At 74.3% G+C, this 7909-nt stretch carries 7 protein-coding genes; 6 read left to right on the top strand and 1 reads right to left on the bottom strand.

Annotation, left to right across the window (positions count from 1 at the left end):
• Window positions 1-81 precede the first annotated feature (81 nt).
• Entirely contained in the window at window positions 82-2112 is a 2031-nt protein-coding gene (locus MN205_RS07075; protein ID WP_242125696.1) for a beta-galactosidase, read from the bottom strand.
• A 62-nt stretch (window positions 2113-2174) separates the two neighbouring features.
• Here MN205_RS07075 and trpS point away from each other — a divergent pair, with 62 nt between their 5' ends.
• The 6 genes from trpS to MN205_RS07105 all read left to right on the top strand — a co-directional run bounded on the left by trpS (window position 2175) and on the right by MN205_RS07105 (window position 7883).
• On the top strand, window positions 2175-3209 hold the full coding sequence (gene trpS / locus MN205_RS07080; protein WP_242125698.1) for a tryptophan--tRNA ligase: 1035 nt from the start codon (window positions 2175-2177) through the stop codon (window positions 3207-3209).
• Between the two features lie 71 nt (window positions 3210-3280).
• A complete protein-coding gene (locus tag MN205_RS07085) occupies window positions 3281-3781 on the top strand; it encodes a 2'-5' RNA ligase family protein (protein WP_242125700.1) in 501 nt (166 codons plus the stop codon).
• A gap of 16 nt (window positions 3782-3797) precedes the next feature.
• Entirely contained in the window at window positions 3798-4922 is a 1125-nt protein-coding gene (locus MN205_RS07090; RefSeq protein ID WP_242125702.1) for a YihY/virulence factor BrkB family protein, read from the top strand.
• Window positions 4923-4975: 53 nt separating this feature from the next.
• On the top strand, window positions 4976-5206 hold the full coding sequence (locus tag MN205_RS07095) for an SCO4848 family membrane protein (protein ID WP_242125703.1): 231 nt from the start codon (window positions 4976-4978) through the stop codon (window positions 5204-5206).
• 40 nt (window positions 5207-5246) lie between these two features.
• Window positions 5247-6263, top strand: a complete 1017-nt coding sequence (locus MN205_RS07100) for a LacI family DNA-binding transcriptional regulator (RefSeq protein ID WP_242125705.1) — start codon at window positions 5247-5249, stop codon at window positions 6261-6263.
• Between the two features lie 312 nt (window positions 6264-6575).
• Window positions 6576-7883 (top strand): ABC transporter substrate-binding protein, encoded by a 1308-nt coding sequence (locus MN205_RS07105; protein WP_242125707.1) that lies wholly within the window; start codon window positions 6576-6578, stop codon window positions 7881-7883.
• Window positions 7884-7909 lie beyond the last annotated feature (26 nt).

Here is a 7909-nt window from a genome sequence, read left to right on the forward strand (position 1 = left end):
CGGCCATCCTGCCACCGCCCGTGCTCCCCGCGCCGGAGCGGCGCGNCACGGGGGGGAGGAGCGGTGGGGATCCGGTGATCGTCAGCGCTCGCGGACGACGGCGCTGCGCCCGGGGTCCAGGTCCAGCAGGCCGTCCACCTCGGCGCCGGTGACCTCGTCGTACCCGGTGACGCGCACCGCGGCGGCCTCCTCGCCGTGGTTGAGCGCGAACAGGAACGAGGTGCCGTCGGCCCGCCGGCGGCGCTGCACGTCCACCGGGCCGGACGCCTCCGCCACCGGCCGCACCCCGCCCGCGGCGCACACCTCGCGCAGCAGGCCGGCGAACGCCTCGTCGTCGGGCAGCGTGCCCAGGTACCAGGCGCCGCCGCCGCCCGGCAGCTCGCGCCGGGTGATCGCCGCGCACCCGGCGACCGCGCCGTCGGCGTAGCGGGCCAGCACCTCCACGTCCGCGTCCGCCACGGCCAGCTCCGACCACACGTCGCCCACCGAACCGTCGTCCAGCTCGCTCGCCACGCCCGGCAGCAGCGGGTGGAACTCCTCCACCCGCACGCCCAGCAGGTCGCGGAACGCGCCCGGGTAGCCGCCCAGGCGCACCCGCGCCCTGTCGTCGACGACGCCGGAGAAGTACGTCACGAGCACCTGCGCGCCGCCCTCGGCCGCCGCCCGCACGGCCGCCGCCGTGGCGTCGTCGCACAGGTACAGCGTGGGCACCACGACGACGCGGTAGCGCGCCAGCGCCTGCGCGAGGTCGTCCGGGTGCGCGCCCACCGGCACCACGTCCACCCCCACCTGCGCCGCGCGCAGCAGCCGGTGCGCGGTGCGGGCCACGTCCACCGGGCCCACCCGCTCCGAGGGCAGCGTGGGCGCCTCCATCGCCCACGCGCTGACCCAGTCGACCAGCACCGCCACGTCCGCCTCGACGGCCGCGCCGCGCACGTCCCCCAGCCGGCCCAGCAGCGCGCCCAGCTCGGTCACCTCGCGGAAGCGCTCGGAGTCCTCCCCGGCGTGCGGGACCATCGCCGAGTGCCACTGCTCGGCGCCGCCGGCGGAGGCGCGCCACTGGAAGAAGCACACCCCGTCCGCGCCGCGCGCCACGTGCGCCAGCGAGTCCAGCAGCATCTCCCCGGGCGCCTTGGCGGGGTTGACCGGCTGCCAGTTCACCGCGCTCGTGGAGTGCTCCATGAGCAGCCACGGCCCGCGCGCCGCCCCGCGGGTCAGGTCCGCGGAGAACGCCAGCTCCGCGCGCGGGTCCGCCACCGCGGTGGGCCCGGTGTGCAGCAGGTAGTGGTCGTTGGAGACGACGTCCTGCTCCAGCGCCCAGCGGCCGTAGTCCATGCCGCCCAGGCCCGCCGAGACCATGAAGTTCGTCGTCACCGGCACGTCCGGCGTCACCCGGCGCAGCACCTCCTTCTCCGCCAGGTGCTGACCCAGCAGCTCGTCGGAGCTGAAGCGGGCGAAGTCCAGCGCGTGCGCCGGGTTGGGGAAGGAGCTGGACAGCGCCGGCACCTGCACCTGCTCGAAGGAGGTGTAGTGCTGGCTCCAGAAGGCCGTCGCCCACGCCTCGTTCAGCGCCGCCACGTCGCCGTACCGGCCGGTGAGCCAGCGGCGGAAGGCCGCGGCGCTGACGTCGCAGTAGCAGCGCGCGTTGTGGCAGCCCAGCTCGTTGCTCACGTGCCACACCCGCAGCGCCGGGTGGCCGCCGAAGCGGCCCGCGAGCTCCTCCACCAGCCGCAGGGAGCGCTCGCGGTAGACGGGGGAGGAGGGGCACCAGCTCTGCCGCGAGCCGAAGACCACCCGGTGGCCCTCGTGGTCCACCGGCAGCACCTCGGGGTGGCGCTGCGACAGCCACGCCGGCGGCGAGGCCGTCGCCGTGGCCAGGTCCACGCCCACCCCGCCGGCGTGCAGGTCGTCCAGCACGCGCTCCAGCCAGTCCAGCTCGAAGCGGTCCGGCTCGGGCTCCAGCAGGCCCCAGGCGAAGATCCCGACCGACACCAGCGTCACGCCGGCCTCGCGCATCAGGCGCACGTCCTCGGCGCGCACCTCCTCGGGCCACTGCTCGGGGTTGTAGTCCGCTCCGAAGGCCAGTCCCGGTCCCTTGATCCACTCGCGCACCACCGCAGCCTGGTGGTCGCCCCGCGGCCGGTCAACCACCTCGCGGCTGGCAGGATGGGTCCATGCAGCAGTCACCGGTGCGGGGGACGGGGGCGCGCCCGCGCCTGCTGTCGGGGATGCAGCCGACCTCCGGGTCGCTGCACCTGGGCAACTACCTCGGGGCGCTGAAGCAGTGGGTGGCCCTGCAGGAGACCCACGAGGCGCTCTACTGCGTCGTCGACCTGCACGCCCTGACCGTGGGCCCGGACCCGGCGGCCCTGCGAGAGCGCACCCGGATCACCGCCGCCCAGTACATCGCCGCGGGCGTGGACCCGGAGCGCTCGGCCCTCTTCGTGCAGAGCCACGTGCCCGCCCACGCCGAGCTCGCCTGGGTGCTGTCCTGCCTCACCGGCTTCGGCGAGGCCGGCCGGATGACCCAGTTCAAGGACAAGTCCGCCAAGCAGGGCGCCGAGGGCACCACCGTCGGCCTGTTCACCTACCCGGTGCTCATGGCCGCCGACATCCTGCTCTACCAGGCCGCCGAGGTCCCCGTCGGCGAGGACCAGCGCCAGCACCTGGAGCTGACGCGCGACCTCGCCCAGCGGTTCAACAGCCGCTACGGCGCCACCTTCACCGTGCCCGAGCCGTACATCCTCAAGGAGACGGCGAAGATCTACGACCTGCAGGAGCCCGGGTCGAAGATGAGCAAGTCGTCCTCCTCGCCGAACGGCATCGTGGACGTCATGGACGAGCCGAAGGTGACGGCGAAGAAGATCCGCTCCGCCGTCACCGACACCGGCCGGGAGGTCCGCTACGACCCCGCCGAGAAGGCCGGCGTGTCCAACCTCCTGTCCATCCACTCGGCGCTGTCCGGCCGCAGCATCGCCCAGCTGGAGGCCGACTTCGCCGGCCGCGGCTACGGCGACCTGAAGAAGGAGCTCGCCGAGGTCGTCACCGACGCCCTGAGCCCGGTGCGCGAGCGCGCGCAGCAGCTCGTGGCCGACCCGGGCGCGCTGGACGAGATCCTCGCCCGCGGCGCCGAGCGGGCGAACGCCATCGCCGAGGACACCCTGGCCCGCGTGTACGAGCGGGTGGGGCTCGTGGGCCGGAGGCGGTGAGCGCCCTCGGGCGGCCCCGCGCGCCGGGCCGGTCCCGCACGCCGTCCCGCGCAGGCACGCGCACCATCGGCGTGTCCATCCCGGTCCCCGAGCCGTACGCCGCCGAGCTGACCGCCCACCGCGCCGACTTCGGCGACCCCGCCGCCCACGCGGTGCCGCCGCACATCACCCTGCTGCCGCCCAGCGAGCTGGCGGTGGACGCGCTCGACGCGGTGCGCCGGCACCTGCGGCGCACCGCGGCCCTGCACGCCCCGTTCGAGGTGCACCTGCGCGGCACGGCCACCTTCCGCCCCGTCTCGCCGGTGGTGTTCGTGCAGCTCTCGCACGGCATCTCCGAGTGCGAGCTGCTGCAGGGGCAGGTCCGCCGAGGCCCGCTCACCCGGGAGCTGTCCTTCCCCTTCCACCCGCACGTCACCGTCGCCCACGACGTGCCCGAGGAGGCCCTGGACCGCGCCGAGCTCGTGTTGCGGGACTGGGAGGCCACCTTCACCGTGAAGGGGTTCAGCCTCTACGAGCACGGCGCCGACGGCGTCTGGCGGCCACGGGAGGACTTCGGCTTCACCGCACCGTAGAGGAGCACCAGCGCGCGTGGGTGTCGTGCAGCAGGTCACCGGCCGCGTCGGCCGCCTCGTCGCCCGGGCCAAGGCCACGCACCCGGGCCGCGCCTACCAGCGCTACGGCGACGCGCGCGGCAACGTCCTCGCCGGGGGCATCGCGTACTTCGCGTTCTTCTCCGTCTTCCCCGCCCTCGCGGTGGCGCTGACGCTGCTCGGCTTCACGATGCAGGGGTACCCGGAGGTGCGCGACTACGTCGTGCAGAACCTCGTCGAGGGCGTCGACGACTACCTGCCGGGTCTGGTGCACCCCGGGCAGAGGCCCGCCGGCCCGGAGACCACCGGCATCTACATCGACGAGTACCTCGACGACACCACGCTGACCATCGGCCTGCTCGTCTCCCTCGGCACGCTGCTGTTCACCGGCCTGGGGTGGGTGGACGCCATGCGCCGCGGCATCCGCGCGGTCTTCGGCGAAGCCGCCCGAGCCGGCAACCCCGTCCTGCTGAAGGCGCGCGACCTCCTCGTCCTCGTCGTCATCGGCCTGGGCGTGGCGCTCAGCGTCACCTCCGTGGTCCTCACCCGGGGGGCGGGGGAGTGGCTGCTGGGGGTGCTCGACGTCGACAGCACCACCGCCGGTCAGTGGCTGCTGACCGCTGCGGGCTTCGCCGTCGCCTTCTGCATCGACACCGCCACCTTCCTCGCGGTCTTCCGGGTGCTGCCCGGCGCGAACGTGCCGCTGCGCCAGCTCCTGTCCGGGGCACTGCTGGGCGGGGTCGGCATCGGGCTGCTCAAGCAGTTCGGCATCGGCATCGCCGGCCGCAGCGCCCGGGGCAACGAGTTCCTCGGCGCGGCCGCGAGCATCGTGGTGATCCTGGTGCTCATGAACCTCATCGGCCGGCTCATCCTGCTGGCCGCCGCGTGGGCCGCCACGCGCGCCGAGGACGCCGACGCCCGGCTCGAGCGCGTCGTCGCGGAGTACCGGGTGCCGCTGGGGCCGCTGCCGGCCGACCACCCGTCCGAGGAGGACGAGGGCGGGGAGGACGCCCACGCGGGCCGCTCGCGCACGGCGGTGGCCTCGAGCGTGGCGGCCGGCGCCCTCGGTGCCGGTGCGCTCGTCGCCGCCCGCCGCGCCCTGCGGGGGCTGCTGCACCGCTGAGCCCCCGTCCCGCGGCCGGCCGGGGCCCTCGCGCGCTCTGCGAGGATGGGCGCGTGGTCCTCTCGACGCGCACCAGCTGGTTCCTCGTCGCGTTCGGGGTGTGGAGCTGGTTCATCTGGCCGAACTTCCTGCGCAACATCTGGAACGATCCGAGGTCGTTCGAGGACGGCCCGCAACCCTTCTTCCTCGTGCACCTGGTGCTCGTGGTCGTCAGCCTCGTGCTCGGCACGGCCATCGCGGTGATCGGCGTGCGCGGGTTGCGCGGGGCGCGCCGCCGCCGCTGACCCGTACGACGCCCGCGAGGGCCCGACAGCTGGAGGAGCCGTGCCGAGCGCGAGCGCGCCGACCCTGGAGTCCGTCGCCGCGCGCGCGGGCGTCTCCCGCGCCACCGCCGGGCGGGTCCTGGCCGGCTCGGCCCGGGTCAGCCCCGGCGCCCGCGAGGCAGTGCTGCGCGCAGCCGCCGAGCTGTCCTACGTGCCCAACCAGGCGGCGCGATCGCTGGTGACCCGGCGCAGCGGGTCGGTGGCCCTCGTCGTCGTCGAGCCGGTGGAGCGCTTCTTCAACGACTCGTACTTCCCGCTCGTGCTCACGGGTGCGCAGGCGCAGCTGGCCGAGCGGGAGGTGCAGCTGGTGCTGGTGGTGCTGTCCACGGCGCGCGAGCGGGAGCGCTTCGAGCGCTACGCCCGCGGCGGCCACGTGGACGGCGCCATCCTCGTCTCGGTGCACGGGCGCGACCCGCTGCCGCAGCACCTGGCCGACGCCGGCATCCCCGTGGTGATGTCCGGCCAGCCGCTGGACCCGGCCTCGACGGTGCCGTACGTGTCGGCCGACAACGTGGGCGGCGCCCGCACCGCCACCCGGCACCTGCTCGAGCGCGGCTGCCGTCGCGTCGTCACCGTCACCGGGCCGATGGACATGCGGGTCGGCCAGGACCGCCTGGCGGGCTTCCGCGAGGAGCTGCGCGCCCAGCGGCACCGCTTCAGCGCGGAGCTGGCCGAGAGCGGCGACTTCACGGTCGCCGGGGGGCGAGCGGCCACCGAGGCGCTGCTCGCGCGCGTCCCGGACCTGGACGGGGTGTTCGCCGCCAACGACCTGATGGCCGCCGGTGTCCTGCAGGCGCTGGCCGCCGCGGGCCTGGCGGTGCCGGGGCGGGTGCGGGTCGTCGGGTTCGACGACGCCCCGATGGCCTCCGCCGCGACGCCGCCGCTGACGACGGTGCGCCAGCCGGTCGTCGAGATGGGCCGTGAGCTGGCCCGGATGCTGCTCGCGGTGATCGACGGTGAGGCGCCGGCCGCTCCGGTCGTGGCGCCCACGGAGCTCGTGGAGCGCGCCACCTCCTGACCGGGCTGCTCCTCCCGTCCCCGCCCACTCCCACGCTGCCTCGTCCCCACGGTGATCTCGGCTCCCGCGCTGATCTCGCGAGGTTGAGCGCTCACCCGTGCAAGATCACGGAGGGGTGGCGTCGGAGGGGTGGTGGGGAGGCGCGTCGGGCTCCCGGGGGAGGGCGTTGACAGGTGAGCGGGTGAGGGGCCACTCTTTCCGCATTCCGTGAGAGCGCTCTCACTGCCTCGCAGCAGAGCGTGAGAGCGCTCTCACCACTGCGAGCACCGATCAACGTCGATCCGCCGCCGAGGCGGCCACCGAGGAGCACCCATGACCAGCACCCGGAAGACGACCACTGCCGCCGTGGCGGCGGCCCTCAGCGGCGCCCTGCTGCTCACCTCCTGCAGCACCACCGACACGGGGTCGGCCGACGCGGCCGCCGTCGACGGCAAGACCCCGCTGACCGTCAGCCTCTTCGGCACCTTCGGCTACGAGGAGGCCGGCCTCTTCGAGGAGTACGAGCAGCTCAACCCCGACGTCACGATCCAGTACGAGTCCACCCAGGGCGAGAACAACTACTGGCCCGCGCTGCAGACGAAGCTGGCCTCCGGCAACGGCGCCGCGGACATCCAGGGCATCGAGGTCGGCCGCATCGCCGACGTCGTCGCCAACCAGCCCGACAAGTGGACCGACCTGTCCACCACCGCGGCCGGTGACCAGGTCGGGAACTACCCCGAGTGGAAGTCCGCCGCGGCCACCACCGAGGACGGGAAGGTCCTCGGCATGGGGACCGACATCGGGCCGATGGGCCTGTGCTACCGCAGCGACCTGCTCGAACAGGCCGGCCTGCCCACCGACCCCGCCGAGCTGTCCGCCCGCCTGGGTTCCTGGGACGACTACGTGGCGCTCGGTCAGGAGTTCAAGGCCAACGCGCCCGCGGGCGCCGCCTGGATGGACTCCGCCGGCGGCTTCTACAACGCCATCATCTCCACCGAGGAGGAGATCTACTACGACGAGTCCGGGGAGCTCGTCTGGGACAGCAACCCGGCCGTCAAGGACGCCTTCGACACCGCTGCCGCCGCCGCCGCGGACGGCCTGACCGCCAAGCTGGAGCAGTTCGAGGACCCCGCCTGGGACACCGGGTTCGGTGCCGGTTCCTTCGCCACGATCGCCTGCCCCGCCTGGATGGTCGGCTACATCAAGGGCAAGGCCGGTGACGCCGGAGCCGGCAAGTGGAACATCACCTCCCTGCCCGGCGGCGCCGGCGGCAACTGGGGCGGCGCCTACCTCGGCATCCCCGCCTCCAGCCAGAACAAGGAGGAGGCCGCCGAGCTCGTCAAGTGGCTGACCGACCCCGAGCAGCAGGCGAAGGTGTTCGAGACCGGCGGCAACTTCCCCTCCAACACCCAGGCGTTCGACCTGGTCGCCGGGGCCACCGACGACTACTTCCAGGGCGCACCCATCGGTGAGGTCTTCTCCGACGCCGCCGAGGCGGCCCCGACCCAGGTCCTCGGCGAGGAGGACGCGGTCGTGAAGTCCGCCCTCGTGCAGGCGCTGCTGTCCGTGGAGACCAACGGCGTGAGCCCCGCCGACGCCTGGGAGAGCGCCTCCGACGACCTCGCCAACCAGATCGGCTGACCTCCCCCGAACCGGGGCGGCCGCCG

It is taken from the genome of Kineococcus sp. TRM81007 (genome assembly GCF_022669155.1).
GTDB lineage: Bacteria > Actinomycetota > Actinomycetes > Actinomycetales > Kineococcaceae > Kineococcus.